The 19,864-nt window shown below is 27.9% G+C and carries 16 protein-coding genes and 1 other RNA gene; 12 read left to right on the forward strand and 5 right to left on the reverse strand.

Annotated features, from left to right (window positions below):
* Position 1: 1 nt before the first annotated feature.
* A complete protein-coding gene (cas10, locus tag QMD25_04040) occupies positions 2–2,731 on the reverse strand; it encodes a type III-B CRISPR-associated protein Cas10/Cmr2 (GenBank protein MDI6861172.1) in 2,730 nt (909 codons plus the stop codon).
* Positions 2,728–3,789, reverse strand: coding sequence for a type III-B CRISPR module RAMP protein Cmr1 (cmr1, locus tag QMD25_04045; protein ID MDI6861173.1), 1,062 nt, complete (start codon positions 3,787–3,789; stop codon positions 2,728–2,730). The genes cas10 and cmr1 overlap by 4 nt, the downstream gene beginning before the upstream one ends.
* Before the next feature lie 610 nt (positions 3,790–4,399).
* Here cmr1 and QMD25_04050 point away from each other — a divergent pair.
* The 4 genes from QMD25_04050 to QMD25_04065 are packed head-to-tail and all read left to right on the forward strand — an operon-like array spanning position 4,400 to position 13,264.
* A complete protein-coding gene (locus QMD25_04050) occupies positions 4,400–5,071 on the forward strand; it encodes a 50S ribosomal protein L25 (GenBank protein MDI6861174.1) in 672 nt (223 codons plus the stop codon).
* 3 nt (positions 5,072–5,074) lie between these two features.
* The gene (gene pth / locus QMD25_04055; protein MDI6861175.1) at positions 5,075–5,659 is read left to right on the forward strand and encodes an aminoacyl-tRNA hydrolase; all 585 of its coding nucleotides are present in this window, start codon (positions 5,075–5,077) and stop codon (positions 5,657–5,659) included.
* Positions 5,610–8,597, forward strand: a complete 2,988-nt coding sequence (gene mfd / locus QMD25_04060) for a transcription-repair coupling factor (protein ID MDI6861176.1) — start codon at positions 5,610–5,612, stop codon at positions 8,595–8,597. The genes pth and mfd overlap by 50 nt, the downstream gene beginning before the upstream one ends.
* 44 nt (positions 8,598–8,641) lie before the next feature.
* Positions 8,642–13,264, forward strand: coding sequence for a stalk domain-containing protein (locus QMD25_04065; GenBank protein MDI6861177.1), 4,623 nt, complete (start codon positions 8,642–8,644; stop codon positions 13,262–13,264).
* Positions 13,265–13,274: 10 nt separating this feature from the next.
* Here the strand turns inward: QMD25_04065 and ffs are convergent.
* Positions 13,275–13,539: signal recognition particle sRNA large type (ffs, locus tag QMD25_04070), an RNA gene on the reverse strand.
* A gap of 40 nt (positions 13,540–13,579) precedes the next feature.
* On the opposite strand from ffs, the gene QMD25_04075 reads away from it, so the two are divergent.
* The 8 genes from QMD25_04075 to QMD25_04110 all read left to right on the forward strand — a co-directional run bounded on the left by QMD25_04075 (position 13,580) and on the right by QMD25_04110 (position 18,058).
* A complete protein-coding gene (locus QMD25_04075; GenBank protein ID MDI6861178.1) occupies positions 13,580–14,179 on the forward strand; it encodes an N-acetyltransferase in 600 nt (199 codons plus the stop codon).
* A gap of 73 nt (positions 14,180–14,252) precedes the next feature.
* On the forward strand, positions 14,253–14,627 hold the full coding sequence (locus QMD25_04080) for a PadR family transcriptional regulator (GenBank protein ID MDI6861179.1): 375 nt from the start codon (positions 14,253–14,255) through the stop codon (positions 14,625–14,627).
* Between the two features lie 3 nt (positions 14,628–14,630).
* A complete protein-coding gene (locus tag QMD25_04085; GenBank protein ID MDI6861180.1) occupies positions 14,631–14,852 on the forward strand; it encodes a DUF5320 domain-containing protein in 222 nt (73 codons plus the stop codon).
* A gap of 28 nt (positions 14,853–14,880) precedes the next feature.
* Complete coding sequence (locus QMD25_04090) at positions 14,881–15,249, forward strand: NifB/NifX family molybdenum-iron cluster-binding protein (protein ID MDI6861181.1); 369 nt, start codon at positions 14,881–14,883, stop codon at positions 15,247–15,249.
* Positions 15,250–15,306: 57 nt separating this feature from the next.
* The gene (locus QMD25_04095; protein ID MDI6861182.1) at positions 15,307–15,681 is read left to right on the forward strand and encodes a permease; all 375 of its coding nucleotides are present in this window, start codon (positions 15,307–15,309) and stop codon (positions 15,679–15,681) included.
* Between the two features lie 48 nt (positions 15,682–15,729).
* The gene (locus tag QMD25_04100; protein MDI6861183.1) at positions 15,730–16,206 is read left to right on the forward strand and encodes a permease; all 477 of its coding nucleotides are present in this window, start codon (positions 15,730–15,732) and stop codon (positions 16,204–16,206) included.
* Positions 16,207–16,306: 100 nt separating this feature from the next.
* Positions 16,307–17,293 (forward strand): arsenic resistance protein, encoded by a 987-nt coding sequence (locus QMD25_04105; protein ID MDI6861184.1) that lies wholly within the window; start codon positions 16,307–16,309, stop codon positions 17,291–17,293.
* A gap of 6 nt (positions 17,294–17,299) precedes the next feature.
* A complete protein-coding gene (locus tag QMD25_04110; protein ID MDI6861185.1) occupies positions 17,300–18,058 on the forward strand; it encodes an MBL fold metallo-hydrolase in 759 nt (252 codons plus the stop codon).
* A gap of 70 nt (positions 18,059–18,128) precedes the next feature.
* Here QMD25_04110 and QMD25_04115 read toward each other — a convergent pair whose 3' ends face one another.
* Together QMD25_04115 and QMD25_04120 are read right to left on the reverse strand one after the other, a co-directional pair.
* Positions 18,129–19,202 (reverse strand): DUF763 domain-containing protein, encoded by a 1,074-nt coding sequence (locus tag QMD25_04115; protein MDI6861186.1) that lies wholly within the window; start codon positions 19,200–19,202, stop codon positions 18,129–18,131.
* Complete coding sequence (locus tag QMD25_04120; GenBank protein MDI6861187.1) at positions 19,199–19,861, reverse strand: MgtC/SapB family protein; 663 nt, start codon at positions 19,859–19,861, stop codon at positions 19,199–19,201. Before QMD25_04120 ends, QMD25_04115 begins: the two co-directional genes overlap by 4 nt.
* Between the last annotated feature and the right edge of the window lie 3 nt (positions 19,862–19,864).

Consider the following 19,864-nt stretch of genomic DNA (forward strand, 5'->3'; position numbering starts at 1 on the left):
ACTACTCTCTCTTATTTAAAAAACTCACAATTTCAAGTAAGTTGGTAAAGTTGTCTAAATCTCCACCAGATTTCCAGAAAAGCTTTTGAATATTTGTGTAAAAGTCATCAATAAGCTCTTTTCTCTTATTTTTCTCATCCTTTCCGCTTCCTTTATAATTGTAAGCACGAGAAATCAATCTATAAAGTTCACCATTGAATACATCCTCAGATGACACCAAGCGCCCATCCTTGTCCTTTAATCTCAAAAATTCCCTTTTTAACTTCTGGATAAATCCATGAGAAATATGCCTTTCATTCTCATCATCCATTGCATTCTTCGCCCTTTTTATCACATCAATAGTTTGTAGCACATCATTGGTTGTGCTATCCTTGTATATCCACTTGTACATTACTATCCTTTCTTCTCCTGACTTCTTTATCAGAAGAATTGAAAAGGAATCTTTACTTGTATTTGATTTCACCATCTTCTCCATCTGGAAAACTTTACCTATCACCATTTTTAATGGCTCCTTATAATGTGCAATTACAACCCCCATAGATGCAGTTGCCTTTTTCCCCATCGTAAGGTAATAAACTCCATCTTTTTCCACAAAACCCGTTTGATTTTCTCCAGATACTTTTATTTGGCCATCTTCAACTCTTGTCTCTCCAGAAAAAGCAAACCTTAACTTCTCCATAACATCAAGTAAATCTCTTAAATTAACAAAAGCTAACACATCATCTCCGCCAGTATATATGAGTTTCCCAAGATGCTCCTCCTCAACAATTTTCTTCACAAACTCTATGGAGTAATTCCTTAAAGCATTTGAAATAGAAGCATGTATTGCTGGCGTTAAAAGCTTCTTTGAAGATTTAACCTTTAACTGCTCCTTAAAATCTTCCGGTAACTTTCTCCACACCTCAGAATTATAAGTGTTCTCAATCTTCGGAAGAAGCTCACCCGAAAGCCACTTCCCCATGTTGTCTCCATCAAGATAAATTAAAGCATAATAAGGATTTGGCTTTCCTACTTTTTCAGATAATTGTTTAAGACATTCTTTAATTTGCTTTATCTGCTCATCAGTTAAATCAACATCGAATTCTTCTTTTATTGACTCCTTTTCTAAATTCTCCTCAAAAAACAATTCACCTTCCACAGTTTTCTGTATTACATCCTTCAACTTTGGTATAGAAGATACAATAGAAAGTTTACTGCTCAGTGAATTTTTAAGTAAGTTTTCATATTCTTCAAACTTTTCTCTAGCTTCCTTCAACGCTTTCTTCTTAAAATCTGCTACGGTAACTTCTGCTGTTGATGGAAATGTCAAATCTTCAAAGCTTCTATCAACTTTTTCTTCAAGATAAAGTTTAAATGTTCTTTTAATGAAGCATAACCCACATAAGCCTTCACCGCTAGAAAAATACTTATGTTCTACCCTATCAGTTAAATCTATTGCTTCTGGATTGTATTTTGTAAATTTTTTCTTATTCTCTTTTTCCCAGAAAAATAAAACATTTCTCTCCCCACAGAGAGAACATTTACGTCCCGTTTCCTCAACTTGCTTAAATTTTCTTAAATTTTTTCTTGCACCCATCCATTTCTCAAGCACAGTATAAAGAAGCTGATAAAGTAGACCAATATTTGGAGAATATTCTTCTTTATTCTTTGCAAAATTCCAAAGCTCCTTCCATGCTTTTAATTCACCATCATAGAAGAAATTTTTAAAGTCATCAACCTCTATATCAGCCTCGCCTTTTCTCCACGGAACTGCAACCCAGTATACCTGTGGAAAATCCACAAGCTGTTTCACTATCGCATCTTTTATTTCTTCTGCCTTTAAACTTAACTTTTGCAAAATTACATCCAGAATATTTGATAACTCCTCAAAAATTTTCTCTTTCGCTCTCTCAGCCAATTGTTTAATTTTTTCTGTCTCAGATTCAGGAATTATCGCAACGAATCTATTTGGGATTGTTGGAATACTAACAAAATCTGAATTTGATTTCTCGACTCGAATTCCTTTCTCCCTCTCAAGAAACCAATCCATAAGAGGTTGATTGAAAAGATCTGGGTATATAATCGATGTCGGACCATACTCGTTTATTATCACCTTCATCCCAATGAAGGTTAAATACGAAAGAAGAAAACTCCCAATATAAAGATCTTGTGCTTTCCTTGCCTGTGAAATAAAAGATTGAACAGGACCAATAGTGAAAAGAAATAACGAATTATTTTGAATTAATTTATCATCATACAAGTATGCATTAACTGCAGATGAAACCTTCAAATGTTCCCATATTGAGTGATCTGGTACCCTCGTATCCGCCGGGAAAAGTGGTATATACTTGCACCATGGTCTATTACGGGATCTCTCAATAAGTTTTATAAGTAAATTTCTCCAGATATAAAGAAATTTGCGTTCATCATCGTAACTGCTTATTTCTCTTCCAATCTCTTTAAAAACCTCACTAACAACCGAGAAAACCTCAGATGAATTAATATTCGAAATATCCATCTTCCCCTCACTTAAAGGATGCCTGATTTCATTAAAATCCTGTGAAATCCCAGCTGGAAGCAAACTTCGCTCCATACATGATGCGATGATATCAGGCCCTTTTGCTTGTTCAACGTTTACTACCTCTATTTTTTCAGCGTAATCTTTTGCCCTTCTAATATGGGTTGGAATATCAACACATTTATCCACTGGATCATGAAGAAAAGCTTTTAACTTTTCACCAAAATTACTCATAAAGTTAACTCCTTTGTAGGCTTTAAATAATCTCTAAAAGATGACAATATCTCAAAAGTGATTTCTTGAACTTCTTTTGTATTACTCCAATTATTACCAACTCTTTTTTCCTTTCCAATTAAATTAACTCCACCGGGATTCAAGAAAATGACAACAGGGAAGTAAGTTTTTCCTTTCCCTTTAATTACCTTAAATATTACTGGCGAAGCCCATCTGTCCGAAAGTCGCTCCCTCCTATTTTTATAGGGAACTAATCGTGTGCTAAAGCGATTATGCATAACAGGCATTCCGAATATTGCAGTTTTAAAAATTTCTTTTTTCTTGTTGCTTCTGAAATTTTTGTATTCTTCGCCTATAACATTAAGTGCGTCTATCCATGAGCCTAAAGGTTCGAATAGAAGAATTTTCCCATTTTTTAGAGTAGTATACTGTGAACTACCTACATTAGCATTACATAACTGAATGACAATTTCTAAATTCTTTTTAAGCCAAATTTCCAAGTCGTCTACACTCATTGCATTACAATAAAACTCTATACCTCCAATATTATTTGGTTCAGCACTTTCAACTGCAAGATTTCCACCCCCTCTTCTTGCTCTTGTTCCAAATCCACCAAGATAAATAGATGTCCATAACGCTGCGCTTGCTTTCCTAAAGAAATCATAATCAAATGAAATTATTTCAAGTGAAAAACTACTTTCTGGTTTATAATACCTCCTTATTATTGGTTCTCCCCTTACCCTTAATGAAAATGTTGAGTAATATAAATATTTTAGTCCAGAATTATTATTGATTACTTCTCGAACGTCATTACCTATCTCAACTAAATCTGGCTTTACCATTACTCTCACCTTGCTTTTGCCCTCTCCCTTTTCCGTTCCCCCAAAAATTTCAGCTTCCTTTTCTCTTAAGGTTCCAATATCATCTTCTGCTTTTATTGCTCTCCACCACCACCTCATCATCCCTTTAAACTCTGAAGACCTTAACTCAGGAGTTCTACCATCAGCTCCAGCCATAAACATTGGTGTTATGATTTTGCACTCTAATCTTAATTCCATTTTAAATCCACCTTAGTATTTTAGAGTTTTTCTTCTTTTACTAATTATATCAATAAATTAAATAAAATAAAAATCAAGAATTATACTTTCTAAAATTCTCAAATATGAAGAATTTCTTAACCGACTTTATATACACATTATCAAAAAATCTTTTTAATCTTCAAAGAAATATTTAAAAAAAGAAACAACATTTTTAGATATAAAAGCAAAATCTATCCCACTATCCGAATCTATTTATAAAAAGACCTATATTTCACCAATTTTAACCTTCACTTTAAAAACTAGTTTTTATAATCTCGAACAACTTTAAAACAAATATTCTACTAATTTCACTTCTAACACTTTGAATAAATTTAAATTTACTAATGGCTTATTTATTACCACCTCACAAATTTTAACTGATCATACTTAATAAGTAAACAAATTACAAATATACAATAGTAACCCTAAAAACCGCTTTGACTTTATTATTTTTCATAGTACCCATGATGTATTTTTATTTCACTTAAAAGGTTTTTCATAAGTTATATACTTAACCCTTTGACAAATTAAAAAAAATTTATAAACTTATATAAGTTGAAATATTTAAAGAGTTAAAAGGAGGAAAAAGATGAAAAAGATACCATTAACTGTATATAAAAGAGATATTACAAGAAAAAGTGAACTTAAAAAACTAAGGATGAATAATTTAGTACCTGGAATAATATATGGAGAGGGTTTAAAAGAAAATCTTCCAATTTCTGTAAATAAAAAAGATTTAATAAAATTACTTAGATTGAAAAAAGAGGAAGATTTTCTTGTTGAAATTGAAGTAAATGAAGACAAGAGTAAATATGTTGCATTAATTAAGGAGGAGCAGTATCATCCAGTTACAGATGAAATAATTCATGTTGATTTTCATTCTGTTTCTCTTGAAAAAGAAATTACAGCAATGGTTCCAATTCATTTTATAGGAGAACCAAAGGGCGTAAAAGAAGGTGGAGTTTTATATAAAGCACTTCATGAGATAGAAGTTGAAGCAAAACCACTTGATCTTCCATCCTTTATAGAAGTTGATATAAGTGGTCTTGGAATCGGAGATTCAATTCATATTGAAGATCTTAAAGTTCCTCCAGGTGTTAAAATTCTTCATGAACCATTCGAGACTGTTGTATCAGTAACAACAGTTGAAGAAGAGGAAGTTGAAGTAGCAAAACCTGAAGAAGGTATAACTCAAGAAACACCTCAGACTACACCAGAGAAGAAAGAAACGCCTGAAAAAGGTGTTCAAGAAAAAAAATAAATTGTGTATATACTTGCAGGACTTGGAAATCCAGAATTTGAATATATAGGTACAAGACATAATATTGGTTTTGATTTTATAAATTTTTTATCCAAAAGACTAAAAATTAAAATTCAAAAATTAAAGTGGAAGGCAGAAATAGGGGAAGGTGTTATCTATTTTGAAGATAAAAAAGAAGAAATTTTACTTGTAAAGCCAATAACTTATATGAACCTTTCTGGTGAATCAATTTTAGAAATTGTTTCTAATTTAAAGATAGATTTAAATAAACTTGTTGTTATTCATGATGATATGGATTTACCGATTGGGGGAGTGCATTTTATTTTTGATAGAGGAGATGGAGGGCATAAGGGAATAAAGTCAATAGTTGAAAAGTTAAAAACAAATGAATTTTTTAGATTAAGATTTGGAATTGGTAGACCACCGCAAGAATTAGACCCAGTCAATTATGTTTTGAGTCCAATAACAATCATTGAAAGAAGAAAATTAAAAGAAGCATTTAATTTAGGGGAAGAGATAATTAAAACTTTCATTTTTTATGGTGCAGAAAAAGCGATTTCAAAATCTAACAAAAAAGGAATTTATTAATATCCTTTTTTCAGATTATAAAAAAGAGTTTAAAAATATTGGTGGAATAACAAGGGGTGCATTACCATTTTTTATTTTATTTTTAAAAGAAAATTATTATCCTAAAATTGCTTTTATTTTAGAAGATGAAGATGAACTTTATGAAATTTATGAAGAGACCCTTTCTTTCGATGAAAATAAAGAAGAAGCATTTCTAAAAGATCCTGAAATAGATGAAATAAATTTAAAAAATTTTGTAAAAACTTTAAAAATAATCAATGAAAGAGAAAAAGTTATTCTATTTTTAAAAAGTGAAACTTTAAAAAGAAATATTCTTTTTGAGAATGAAATTATAAAAGTTAAGAAAGGAGATGTGCTTAATTTTGAAAATTTCATAAAAAAATTTTTTAATCAATATAATAGAGTAAATTATGTTGAAAATCCACTTGAATTTGCAATAAGAGGTGGAATTATCGACTTTTTTCCATTAACAAGTGAAAATCCAATTAGAGTTGTTTTTGATGGAAATACAATAGAAAGTATAAGAGAGTTTGATATTATATCTCAACGCTCAATTAAAGAAATGGATGAAATAGTTATAAAAAATTTTAAGGAGGGTATAAATATTTTTGAATATTTAAAAGATTCATATATTTTTTTAACATATAAAGAAAATTTTGATATAGATAATCTAATTAAAATTTATGATGAAAAGATTAAAGATTTTAGTTTCGATTTTACATCGATTTCTACTTTTTACACTTTAAATAAAACAAAAGAACTTATTGAAGATTTAAAGAAAAACGGCTTTGAGATTTTTTATATAGGATTTGATAATGGATTTTCTCAAAATTTAGAAGGAGTAATAAAAGAAAATTTTGTAAGTGTAGATAAAAAAATTGCAGTTGTTGGTAAAAAAAGAAAGCCAAGTTTTCCACATAGAAGATTATCGCCTTCTCTTATTGAAGAGATTGAATCAATAAAGGAATTAAAAAGAGGAGATATAGTAGTACATGTTGATTTTGGAATTGGAAGATATGAAGGATTAATCACATTAGAAAGAGAAGGAAAATCTAAAGATTATATTTTAATTGAATATGATAAAAATGAAAAACTTTATGTTCCAGTTGAAAAGATTGAAAGAATAAAAAAGTATATTGGAGATATTGAGAATGTATCTCTTTCAAGATTAGGAGGAAATGAGTGGAATAAATCAAAAGAAAAAGCACGAGAAGATATAGTTAAATTTGCAAAAGAACTGCTGACACTCTATGCAAAAAGAGAGATTACTAAAAGGGTTCCATTTAGAGAATTTAAAGAGTTAGAGGAAGAATTTGCAAACTCTTTTGAGTTTGATTTAACTTGTGATCAAGAAAAAGCAATAAGGGATCTTTTAAATGATCTTTCGAGTGAAAAAATTGCAGAGAGAGTTATTTGTGGTGATGTAGGATTTGGAAAAACTGAAGTTGCTTTAAGAGGTGCCTTAAGGGTTATTTTAAATGGAAAGCAGGTTTTACTTTTAACACCAACTACAATTCTTGCTATGCAGCATCTGAGGGTTATTAAAGATAGGTTTAAAAATTTACCAATAAGAATTGAGATGTTATCAAGATTATTAAGCGAAGGGGAAGAAAAAGAAATTTTAAAAGATTTAAAAGATGGGAAAATCGATTTTTTAATTGGAACTCATAGAGCCTTATCAGATGATGTAGTTTTCTTTGATCTTGGACTTTTAATTATTGATGAAGAACACCTTTTCGGAGTTGAACATAAAGAGAAAATTAAAAAATTAAAAGAAGATGTAGATACAATTTATCTTTCTGCCACACCAATTCCAAGAACACTTGAGATGGCTTTATCTGGAATAAAAGATATCTCAATAATAAGAACTCCTCCTATTGGAAGATATCCAATTGAAACAAAAGTTATGCCTTTTGATCCATTTGAAATTAAAGTTGCAATAGAAAAAGAGATTAAAAGGGATGGACAAGTTTACTATGTTCATAACAGAATAGAAACAATAGAAAAAGAAAAAGCATTTCTCTTATCCCTCATTCCTAATCTTAGAATTTTAGTTTTACATGGAAGATTAGATCCAAAAGAAATAGAAGATGGCATGATTAAATTTTTAAATAAAGAGTTTGATCTTCTACTTTCAACAACTATAATTGAAGCAGGACTTGATAATGAAAATGTAAACACAATAATTGTTGTTGATTCACAAAATTTTGGTTTATCACAACTCTACCAACTTAAAGGGAGAGTTGGAAGAAGAGATAAAAGAGCATTTGCGTATCTTTTTTATGATCCTAAAAAAACGACTGAACTAGGTAAAAAAAGATTAAAGGTTCTTGAGAGTTATTCTTTTTTAGGTGCTGGTTTTCAAGTTGCTCTTAAAGATCTTGAGATAAGAGGTGCAGGTAATTTATTAGGAAAAGAACAATCTGGTCATATAAATGCTCTTGGATTTGATTTATATTTTGAACTTATTGAAGAAGAGATAGCAAAACTAAAGGGAAAAGAGGTTGAACCAAAAATTTATACAGATCTTGAAATAAATATTGATAATTCAATACCCCAAGACTACATAGAAGATGAGAAAACAAGATTTTATTATTACAGAAGATTTTTTGAAGCAAAGGATTTTGAAGAGATAGAAAATATAAAAGAAGAGTTAGAAGATAGATTTGGAAAAATTGATGAAAATATTAAGAATCTTATAGAAACCTCAAAATTAAATGTTTTGATGAAAAGGTATAAAATTAAAAAAATAACCAATTTCAACAATCAAATTTTTATAAAACCAACAAATAAAACTCCAATTGATTCTATAAAAATTAAAACACTTGAAAAAATTTTTTCAAATAGAATAAAATTTACACCAAGCGAGATAGTTATTCTTGACACTCAAAACCCTATCTCTGATGTTAAAAGATTTTTTGATGTTTTAAAAATTTAATTTATATTATAATTATTTTAAAAAAATCAATTTGGAGGTATTTTATGATAAAGAATATTTTAATTTTTATAACTATTTTGATTTTATTATTTCCAATTTCTACTTTTGGTTTTGAAGAAAATATTATTAGATTAAGTTTTTCAAATGAAAAATATGAACTTTATTTTGAGGATGACTTTGTTATTCCATTTGTAGATGGTTATAACAATATAGATTCTTTTTCTAACAAATGTTTCCCAAAAAAGAATATTAAAGTCTTACTACCACCTAATACTAAATTATTAAGTTATAAGATATTAAATCTTTCTTTAGAGAGAGTTAAGGGAAAATTTAAACTAAAAGAAGGCGAAAAGCCATATTTAATTGGAACTCATGAAGAATTTACAACGAATAAGGATGATTTTAGAATTGATAAACCTATTTTTTTATTATCTGAAAATAATTTTAGAGGGATAAGATTTTTAACATTTTCTGTTTATCCTTTTCTTTATGATGACGGAAATTTGATCTTTGTTAAAAGTTTTGATATAGAGATTTACTATACTCAAGACAAAAGTGATGAAAAAGTTTATGAGATTGAAGAAAGCGATTTTATAAATTATCAATCAATTTATTCTTATTATAAAAACTTAATTTCAAAGGAGAGTTATGATTATCTTATCATTACAATTGATAGTGCTTATAAACTTCTTGAAGAACACAAAAATTATCTTGAGTCAAAAGGATTAAAAGTTAAACTTGTAAAACTTTCTTCAATCACGTCTCAAAAAATAACACCTGAAATTTTAAGAAATTATATAAAAGATGAATATAACAAAAATGGATTTAAATATTTATTGATTGTTGGCTCACCAAATTCGATTCCAATGAAAATTTTGTATGCAGGAGAAGCAAATGAAGATTATGAAACAAAATTTATACCTTCTGACTTTTATTATGCAGATTTAACAGGCGATTGGGACTCGAATAGAGATGGGTTATATGGTGAGCCAGGAAAAGATAAAATTGATCTTACTCCTGAGATAAGTGTTGGAAGAATACCGTTTGATACTGAAATGGAAATAAAAATTGTATTACTAAAAACAAGAGTTTTTATGGATAAAAGTTATGAAGAGAATAAAAAAAGAATTCTTTTTCTTGGTGCATTTTGGCACTTCCAGAATGAAGAAAATAGATTTAAAGTTGATGGAGATGGTGGATATGTAAATAATTTAATTTATGAAATGTTTTTGAAAAATAAAGGATTTATAAGAAAAAATTTAAATGAACTTGAGGGACTTGCTATAACAAAAGTTAGAGATATTACAGATGATCAGATAAATGAGAGTAATTTTATAGAATATGTAAATGAATTTAATCCTGGTATTGTATCTTGGATGGGACATGGAAATTGGGATAGTACTGCTCGTAAAATTTGGGCCGTTGATTATGACTATAATGGATATCCAACTTCAGATGAAATTAGATGGGATGATTTTGTTTCAAATAGTATGGTAAGTGAATTTGATCCAAAAAATCCATCCATTTATTTCTCAACATCATGCCTAAATCTTTATCCAGAAAAAGATTCTTTGGCAAAGAATATGTTAACACTTGGAAATGGTGTTGCTTTTATAGGAAATTCAAGATCTTCTTGGTATTTCCCAAATTTAACATATGAACCTTTTGAAAAAAATCCTTCAATGTATTATATGAATGCAACTTTTTTAAATTTTCTTTCTTCTAATGATAGTGTTGGCGTGGCCTTAAATAAATCTTATATCTCATATTATAAAAATTTTTGGGATTGGGATATTGATTTAAATAAGGTTATTGCACACAACATTTATTGTTTAAATTTATTTGGTGAACCAATTTTATCTTTAACTTCTTTTTCTGAAAAAATATCAAATCCAAAAATTATTTCAACTTATCCATCCAACAATCAATCTGATGTCCCAACAAATATTGATATTATTGTTAAATTTGATAGAAATATAGATAAAAGAACAGTTACTTCAACTAACTTTATAGTACAAGAAGAAACAAAAACGCTTCAAGGAAATTTAATTTATAATGACTTAGATTTTTCAATTATATTTAAACCCTTAACTGAACTTAAAAAAGGAACTCTCTATACAGTTACAATTAAAAAGAGTATAAAAGATAATTTTGGAAATTCACTTGAAAATGACTATTCCTTTTCATTTAGAACAATTTCTCAAACTCAAGATTTTGTTGTAGTTTTTTATGACAAAGACGAAGGTAATAAAATAGATCTGAAGAGTGCTTCTATATCAAATCAAAAGGATTATTTAATATTTAAAATAAATTCATATAGAAATTGGGGGGATCCAGAAACTCAATTCAGAATTTTAATTTATCTTGAAGTTGATAATGATCCGAATACAGGTTGGACAAAAGAAAACAATGGAAATGGTGAAGATTATCTTATTTGGTTAGGAACATATGAGGGAAAATTTTATTCAGATATAAATAGTTATGATAAAACTAAAAAAACTTGGATAAAACTTGAAGATCTTGAATCTAATATTCCTAAAAATTCAAATGAAGCAACTGTTAAGGTACCTAAGAAATATTTTAAATTAAATAGATTTGGTTTTTGGGTTGGTTTAAGAGATGTTAAGAGTGAAGAATTTGACTATTATCCTAATGATGATGATCCAGAATATTATGTTTATTATGATTTAACAAGTAAACCAACAAAACTTGAAATTTTAGATTATTATCCTAAAAATTTAAGCACAGTTCCAATAAATACAGAAATTTTTGTAAAATTCTCTAATAATTTAATTGAATCTACTTTAAATCAAAACACATTTTATGTAAAAAAGGGTGACAGGTTAGTTTCAGGAAAAATTGTTTATGAAAAAGAAAGTTATATAGTTAGATTTATACCTGATACTCTTCTTGAAGAAGGTGCTTCTTACAAAGTTTTTGTAAGTAAAAATATAACAGACCTTAATGGTAATAATCTTTTGTCTGATTTTACTTTTGAATTTCAAACTGAAAAGACATTAATAAGTGATTTTGTTTTACAATACACATCACCAAGAAGTGTGTTAAGTACAATTGATTTATCAAGAATTTTCATTTCTTTTGATGGAACAAACTTATCTTTTAAAATTGAAACATATAATTTAATAACTGATCCTTTTAAAACAGGATTTTTTGTAAGAATGGATATAGATAATAATCCAGATACAGGCGTTCCAAGATATCCATATGGAGGTAATGGTGAAGATTTTTCAATTTATGTTGGTGGCTATCAAGGAAAATTAACTTCATTTATTTTAAAATGGAAAGATACAAAATGGGAAACTGTTGAAGAAAATAAAAATTTTGTTTTTAATAAAAATACAAACTTTGTTATAGTTACAGTTCAAATTTCAAAAATTGGAAATCCAAAGGATATAAATTACTGGGTAGGCTCTACAGATGATACTGTAAAATTTACTATAGTTGATAGTGCACCAACTGAGACATACTTTTTAACTTATCATCTTGTTGGTAAAAAGGGTTGGATAAAGCAATTTGAAGATAAAGATGAAGGTTATATTTATGATCTTAAAGCAACTTATATGAAACATGATGAAAAAAATGTTTATTTTAAGATAGAAACATATAGAGCATGGAAAGATATTTTAAGTGAAAAAGCCTTAGTTCAAATAAACATTGATTCTGATCAAAATTCATTAACTGGTAAGCCTTCATCTGAGGGTATGGGAGAAGATTTTCTTATCCACATTGGAACTTTTTCTGATGAAGATGGAATATTTTGTCAACTTTGGATTTGGGAAGAAGATGGTTGGTATTTTTATGAAGAATTAAAGGATTTTAAAATTGAGAATAATTCTAATATTATTGAGGTTAAATTACCTCTTGAATTGATAGGATTTCCAAAAAAGTTTAACTATTGGGTTGGAGTTGGAACTTGGTTAGATGAAAACCAATTTGACTATTATCCTAATGATGATGATCCAAATTACTATATGGAATATGATACAACTAAAGTTATTTTAGAAGATGCTTTAGAGTTAACTGTTGATATACCAGATAATCTTGTAACAGATAAAGAATCTCTTCTTGTAAAAGGAAAAACAAACAAAGACGCAAAAGTAACAATTAATGATGTAGAAGTTCTTGTTTCAAGTAGTGGATATTTTGCTAAAGTTGTTAATTTAAAACAAGGTGAAAATTTGATAGTTGTCAGAGCTTTTGACTCTGCTGGTAATTCAAAAGAGATTAAAAGGAAGGTTATTTTATCAAAAAGTGTCTCAAATAAAGTAACAATAGAGCTATTTGTTGGAAAGAAGATAGCAAAAATTAATGGAATACAAAAAGAAATTGACGCACCACCATTTATAAAAGATGGGAGGACATTAGTACCTATAAGATTTATTGCTGAAGCATTTGGTGCAGAAGTTCAGTGGGACTCTTCAACAAAAACAGTAAGAATTTATTTGTCTTCAAAGAATATAAAAATAATACTCCAGATTAATAATAAAATTTCTTATGTTAATGATCAAAAAATTATTTTAGATGTACCACCCCTTATAAAAGATGGAAGAACTTTTGTACCAATAAGATTTATTGCTGAAAGTTTTGGAGCAGAAGTGAGTTGGGATGGTAATGAAAAGAAAATAACTATAATTTATTCTTCATAAAAATAAAAGGGTGTGCACCTTCCTACGATACACCCTTCCTCAGGTCTTCCTCAACCAGAAAATCCAGAAAGATTTATGAGGGAACATCCTGAGAATCACTTACCGTTGCTTCCTCCCGGACCTGGCGGGGTTTGTGACCTCAAGATTTCCTCATTTCCTTCCTTCATCTTTTCCAGTTGAGGACCTTCTGAAAAAGGATGCACCTTCAGAAGGAATTCAGCCCCACTAAGCGGGTTGTGGGTTACAGGGCACCGCTATCTCCCCGCCTAGCACACCCTATATAAAATTATAACATTATAATTTAAAATTAAATTAATGGAGATATTAATCATAAAAAATGGAGATATTAAATATAAAGAAGATTTTGCAAATTTGATAATTTATACAGGAAAAGATCTCTTTTATACAATATTTGGAGACAAAGCGAAAGAGATTCTTAAACAACTTTATACTTTAAAAAATAATCAATTTAGTTATGAGTTAACAAACTTTGCAATATATAATAATAAAATTGCAGGAATGGTTCTATCATATTCATATGATGATTTAATGAAAACATCACTTAATACAGGTTTATTATTGATAAAAATAATGAAATTTGATTTTTTTATAAATTTAATAAAATTTATAAAGTCATTCACAAAACTAAGCATTGTAAATAAAGATGAGTATTATATAAGTAATATTGCTGTATATCCAGAATTTAGAGGATTAGGTATCGGAAAGTCACTTTTATTTTATACTGAACGATTAGCAAAAGATAAAAATTTAAAAAAACTTTCTTTAGATGTTGAAAGAGAAAACATTTCTGCTATTGAAATATATAAAAAATTTGGTTTTAAAATAGTAAAAGAATTTGAGATAAATTTTTCAAATAAAAAATTTTATTTTTATAAAATGGAAAAAAGTTTATAATTTTTAATACTCTTGACAAATTTTAAATCTATATTTATAATATATATAAAAATTTTATATATATGAGGTTTTCATGAAAAGAGGTTTTTGTTTTAAAGGATTGCCTTTTTCAAGTGGTTTTTGGTTGAAAGCGTGGATTTTAATAATTTTAGGCAAAAGATGTCTTCACGGTTATGAAATTATGAATAAATTAAATTCTATTTTCCCAGAATTTTTTATTTGTAAAGGACCCTCACATATGGGAGGAGGCTATAGAATTTTAAGAATGTTAGAAGAAGAAGGTTTAATTGAATCAAAATGGGAAACTCAAGAGAGTGGCCCCCCAAAAAGAGTCTACTGGTTAACTGAAAATGGTGAAAAATTAAGAGAAAGGGTTATTAAAGATATCGAAAAAAATATAGAAATTTTAAATAAATTGTTAGAATTTTCAAAAGAAGAGGAGGTGTAAGATATGAGAAGATGGTTTAGAAGACATTGTTTCTATTTTGGTTTTCCACCATTTGGTTTTTATGGAAGGTTTGGATTTGGTTTAGGACCATGGTGGCATCATAGAATGAGTAGAGAGGAAGAAAAAGAGTATCTTGAAGATTTAAAAGAGTATCTTGAGGAATTAAGGGAAGATATTGAGAAAGAGTTAGAAGAGATTAAGAAAAGATTAGAAGAGTTAAAGTAAAAAATAACTTTAAAAGGAGGTTTTATATATGAAAATTGCAGTTGCATCTAATGATGGAAAAATTATTTCATCTCATTTTGGTAGAACAAGAGGTTTTGTAATTTTTGAAATAGAGGGAAATGAGATTAAAAAAAGAGAATATTTACCTAACACCTTTACAGGACATCATGGAGGAATTCATAATAGGGGATTGCATCACTTTGATACTCATTCAGCAATAATTGAAGCACTAAAAGATGTGAATATTGTTATATCTCATGGTATGGGGAGAAGATTATATGATGATTTAAAAAATGCTGGAATTGATGTTTATGTTTGTAATGAAACCAATGTTGATGAAGCAATTAAACTATTTTTAGATGGTAAATTAACAAATGTAGAAGATTTGTTACATTAGAGTGAGGTTAAGTTATGGATATTGGTAATTATTATATAATTAATTCCATTTAAAGAGATCTCTTTAAATGTTTTACCAGTAATATTCTTCATTTTTGTAATTATGGGTTTAATTACTGTTTTTGTTTCAAAAGAAACAATTGCTAATTTACTTGGTTCAAAAAGTGGAATTCAAGGAATATTATTAGGTGAAATAATTGGAGCGGTTGCATTAATTCAACCATCTGCTGTTTATCCATTCTCTGGAACTCTATTAAATAAAGGAGCAAGTTATGCTGTGTTATATGCTTTTATCGGAACTGCAATTCTTATTGGTGTTTCAACATTACCAGCAGAAATAAAATTTTTAGGAAAGAAATTTACTTTGATAAGAAACTTGTTAACTTTTTTACTAATATTTATTTTTTCCCTTTTTATACATTTAATTATGTGAAGGAGATAAAAATGAAAAAAACTTATTAAAGAAGCAATAATATATATTTTGATAGGTTTAGCAATCTGGGGTATTACTTTCTTAATATCCAAATCAAAAGGAGTTGAAATTGGAAAGATTGTTTATAATACATTTGCTCAAACAATTAAAATTATAATTTCTGTTTTTATATTTATAAGCCTTATTACTGTATGGCTTAATCCCGAACAAATTGCAAAACATTTTGGAAAAGAGGCAGGTTGGAAAAGATTTTTCATAGCATCAACTATCCCTATGTTTCTAGGAGGTTCTCTTTTTACAATTTTTCCACTTATTGGGACTTTAATTGACAATGGAATTTCATATGGAGTAGCATTGGCATTTATAACAAGTTGGTCAGCAAAAATACCAATTATTCCTCTTGAGATCCACTTTTTAGGTTTAAAATTTGCAATAATTCGTACTCTTTTAGTTATACCAACAGCATTTATAATTGGATATTTAGGTGAAATAATTTTTGAAAAGATGGAAAAAAGAAAAAAATAAAGAGGATAATAACAATAACAAAAAAGAATAAATTTGTTATAATTGTAACATCTTTTTTGATAAGAAAAACACGCTTTTATAAATATAAGAGGTAAAAGTGATGGAGAAATTAAGTAAAGATCTAAGTTTATTAGATAAATTACAACCAGTTTTTTTAATTACCTCAATTATAATAGGATTAATAATAAGTAAAATATTTCCTTCCTTCTCTTCTAAACTTGTACCCATTGTCTCTATAGGAATATTTTTAGTTATTTTACTCATTATGATTTCTGTTGATATTAAAGGTATATTAAATTCTTTTAAGAAGTGGAATGTTATTTTAATTGCCATTATAATAAACTTTTTATTTACCCCATTTTTTGCTAATTTTTTAGGGATAGTTTTCTTAAAGAATGACCCTGGAATTCATGTAGGATTAATATTATATTTAATAACTCCATGTATTGGTTGGTATCTTGTTTTTACAGAACTTGCAGATGGAAATGTTGAACTTGGAATTGTTATGTTGGCATGGAATATTATTCTTCAACTTGCACTTATACCAGTTTATATGTGGATATTTACAAGAAAAGTTGTAGGATTAGATATTGCCTCAATTTTATATAGTGTTGGTATATTCTTATTTATTCCATTCATCCTTTCGAGAATTTTAAAAGGTATTATTATAAAAAAATATGAAACAATTGAGTCTTTCTCAGAAAAATTTAAAATTTCATACTTAAAAACAATAATTCTTGGTATAGTTATAATCTCAATGTTTGCTTCTCAGGGAGAGATTCTTTTTCAAAATCCTTTAATAGTAGTTAAGATGATTTTACCAGGTTTAGTTTACTTTATCACAATTTTTATTATTGCTCTTTTAGTTGGAATAATATTTAATCTTAGATATAAAGATATTGCACTTCTATCTTTTACATTATCTGCAAGAAATTCAGAAGCATCTTTAGCAATAGCAGTTTCTGCATTCACAAATCCTCTTATTCCTTTAACAGTTGTAATTGGGCCAAGCATTGAACTTCCCATTTTGATTCTTATTTTGAATATTTTAAAAATAATTAAGAGAAAAGGAGTATATAAAAATTGATTTAGAATGATAGAAATATCAATTTTATGTAATGATAAAGCAAAAGAAGATTTTTATTCTGAACATGGATTTTCAGTATTAATAAAAAGGGAAAATTATAAATTAATTTTTGATACTGGAACTACAGATATTTTTATTAAAAATCTTAATAAATTAAATGAAGACATAAATAATATTAGTGATTTTGTTATAAGTCATGGCCACTATGATCATTTAGGAGGAGTAAGAGAACTATCTAAATTTAATAAAAATTTTAATATATATGTAAGAGAAGAGATATTTATTCCAAAATATTCTAAAGAGAGCTATGTATGGAGGTATAAAGAAAAATTTAAAAATAACTTAAATTTTAAATTTATAAAAGATGACATATACGAAATTTTTCCAAATATTTTTATTTTTGGACCTTCTCCTATGGAAAATAACTTTGAATTTAATGACTATTTTAATGAAGAGATAAGTCTTGCTATAGATGAAGAAGGTTTAATTATAATAACTGGTTGTGCTCATAGAGGAATTGTAAATATTGTAAATCATGCAATTAATATTTTTAAAAAAAATATAAAGATTGTAATGGGTGGTTTTCATCTTTATAATGCCTCCAAAGAAAAATTGGAAAATATTGTTAAATTTTTTAATAGTATAAACATTAAAATTTTGATTCCCTGTCATTGTACAGGAGATAGAGCGGTTTTATTTTTTAAAAACAAATTTAATGGTGAATTAAAAGAGTGTTTAGCAGGTGATATATTAATTTTTTATTAAAAAGATCTTTAAATTTTAGTTCAGGATTGTATTACTTTGGTATTTAGAGCAATAATAGTTATTATGTAAATTAAAATTTAGAGAGGGTTTTAAGGAGTTTTAGTTTTTCAAGATCACCCAATTTTGCTTTTTCAACAGCAGATTTTAATATTTCAATAGATGTATCATAAGTTTTCTTATCAACTGGATAGGGATGACCATCTTTTCCTCCATGTGCAAAAGAAAATGTTACTGGATCTTTAAATGAAAGTTCTGAACCAAATATAAGATGGGAAATAAGTGCAAGTGCTCTCATAGATTTTTCACCCAATCCTTGAGTAAGAAGTAGTTCTTCAAAATTTTTTGGTTTATAATCTTTTATTTTACTTATTAAATTAATAAGTCTTTTTTCGTCATAATCTTCGTTAAAAATTGGATGATGAAAAGGAAAACTTAATTTTCTTTTATCAAGAATTTTTATTGCTTCTACACCTTTTATTTCATTTGCTACTTTTACAATATCTTCTCTTGTTTTTTCAATTTTTGAGTCAACAAGATTAAGTGGCTTAACGAAAATTTCAGATGCGATTCCTTTATGCGGATCTGAGACAAAACTTTTTATATTTTTTGAAAACCAATGATACCTCCTTGCCACTCTTTTTTCTTCATTCATTCCCTGTTCTATTACAGCCCATAAACCTTCTTTTGAATAAATAAAAAAGTGGTGATAAATTGAAAAATTGTCTTGGAGACAAACAGTATCTACTTTTGCAACAAGACGGGAATAATTTTTTAATAATTCTCCTAAATTCATTTCAATAATTCCTTTGTTAATCCAATCTTCTATCTCATTTGGAGTTTGAATTGCTCTTTTTCCTTTTCCACCAGCAAAAAATAAACCAATATTTTTTTGTTCATATTTTAAACCCTCTTTAAGAGCTTGCGTTACAGTTGTTGTTAAACCAGATGAGTGCCAATCAAATCCAAGAACACAACCAAATGCTTGAAACCAAAATGGATCTGAAATTCTATTTAAAAACTCTTTTGTTCCATATAAATAAATAATTGAAAGAGAAATTTCTCTTGCTAATTTAACCATTCTATCAAAAAGCCATTTTGGTGCTTTTCCAAAATGTAAAGGAAGATCAGCATAACCTCTTCTCATTCTGTTGATACCTCGATTATAAAATCTTCTTTTGAAAGTTCATTTAAAACATCTTTTATTTCTATATTTTGAGGTATTGATACTATAAATTCTATATTAAGCGATTTTTCATCTCTTTCAAATCTTACATTTCTTATATGAATTCCATGTTTTCCAAAAATTGTTCCAATTTTTCCAAGTTGTCCAGGTTTATCAGTTACTCTAACATTAAAAATTTTCAAGTTTTCTCCAGTTTTTCTTAATCTTTCATATTCAAAAGTTCTAACTAAAATTAAAATAAAGAAAGCAAATATTGTTGTTAAAATTGCTGGAATAAAAGAACCAATACCACAGGTTAAACCTATTGCAGATGAGATCCAAATTGTTGCGGCTGTTGTTAAACCTTTAATTGTTAAACCTTCTTTCATAATTGTTCCTGCTCCTAAAAAGCCTATTCCAGTTACAATGTTTGCAGCAACTCTAGATGGGTCAACTCCGTTTCCATAAATTTTTGAGAACTCAATTGATGATATTGTAAAAAGACAAGAGCCAAGTGAAACTAAAATATGAGTTCTTAGACCCGCAGGTCTATTCCTTCTCTCTCTTTCAAGACCAATTAAACCACCTAAAATGATAGATAAGAGAAGTTTAATAAGAATTTCTATATAATCTTTTATCATGAA

The organism is Caldisericia bacterium, from assembly GCA_030018355.1.
Taxonomy (GTDB): domain Bacteria; phylum Caldisericota; class Caldisericia; order B22-G15; family B22-G15; genus JAAYUH01.

Excerpts from the sequence above, each read along its gene's own strand:
- QMD25_04075 (MDI6861178.1), top strand. The coding sequence starts at position 13,580 with ATGGAGATATTAATCATAAAAAATGGAGATATTAAATATAAAGAAGAT.
- QMD25_04090 (MDI6861181.1), top strand. The coding sequence starts at position 14,881 with ATGAAAATTGCAGTTGCATCTAATGATGGAAAAATTATTTCATCTCAT.
- QMD25_04110 (MDI6861185.1), top strand. The coding sequence starts at position 17,300 with ATGATAGAAATATCAATTTTATGTAATGATAAAGCAAAAGAAGATTTT.
- QMD25_04115 (MDI6861186.1), bottom strand. The coding sequence starts at position 19,202 with ATGAGAAGAGGTTATGCTGATCTTCCTTTACATTTTGGAAAAGCACCA.
- QMD25_04065 (MDI6861177.1), top strand. The coding sequence starts at position 8,642 with ATGATAAAGAATATTTTAATTTTTATAACTATTTTGATTTTATTATTT.
- QMD25_04050 (MDI6861174.1), top strand. The coding sequence starts at position 4,400 with ATGAAAAAGATACCATTAACTGTATATAAAAGAGATATTACAAGAAAA.
- QMD25_04120 (MDI6861187.1), bottom strand. The coding sequence starts at position 19,861 with ATGATAAAAGATTATATAGAAATTCTTATTAAACTTCTCTTATCTATC.
- QMD25_04080 (MDI6861179.1), top strand. The coding sequence starts at position 14,253 with ATGAAAAGAGGTTTTTGTTTTAAAGGATTGCCTTTTTCAAGTGGTTTT.
- QMD25_04085 (MDI6861180.1), top strand. The coding sequence starts at position 14,631 with ATGAGAAGATGGTTTAGAAGACATTGTTTCTATTTTGGTTTTCCACCA.
- QMD25_04105 (MDI6861184.1), top strand. The coding sequence starts at position 16,307 with ATGGAGAAATTAAGTAAAGATCTAAGTTTATTAGATAAATTACAACCA.
- mfd (MDI6861176.1), top strand. The coding sequence starts at position 5,610 with ATGGTGCAGAAAAAGCGATTTCAAAATCTAACAAAAAAGGAATTTATT.
- cas10 (MDI6861172.1), bottom strand. The coding sequence starts at position 2,731 with ATGAGTAATTTTGGTGAAAAGTTAAAAGCTTTTCTTCATGATCCAGTG.
- cmr1 (MDI6861173.1), bottom strand. The coding sequence starts at position 3,789 with ATGGAATTAAGATTAGAGTGCAAAATCATAACACCAATGTTTATGGCT.